Source organism: Rhizobium ecuadorense, from assembly GCF_001187535.1.
GTDB lineage: Bacteria > Pseudomonadota > Alphaproteobacteria > Rhizobiales > Rhizobiaceae > Rhizobium > Rhizobium ecuadorense.
The window spans coordinates 1-263 of record NZ_LFIO01001218.1 but is presented as its reverse complement, the minus strand read 5'-3'; the positions used below and the strand labels follow the sequence as shown (position 1 = coordinate 263).

The following is a 263-nucleotide window of genomic DNA, read 5'->3' as shown; positions in this document are numbered from 1 at the left end:
AGGCCATGATGTCCTGCGGCTTGCCGATGCCGATGACCCTGCCGAAGTGCAGCACCAGCAGCCGCTCGACGACGGAATTCAGCGCGTGCAGCACATGCTCGATCCAGATGACCGCAACGCCGCGCGCATGAATGGCGCGGATCGTGGCAACCAACGACCGGCATTCGCCCTCGGTCAGTCCGCCGGCGATTTCATCGAGCAGCAGCAGCTTCGGTTCCGTCGCCAGCGCGCGCGCCAGTTCCAGCCGCCTGCGCTGTAGCAGC

General features: G+C 66.2%; 1 pseudogene. It reads right to left on the bottom strand.

Going from position 1 to position 263, the window contains the following annotated elements:
- Positions 1 to 263 (bottom strand): annotated as a pseudogene (locus AF337_RS25725) (ABC transporter ATP-binding protein); the annotation flags it as partial.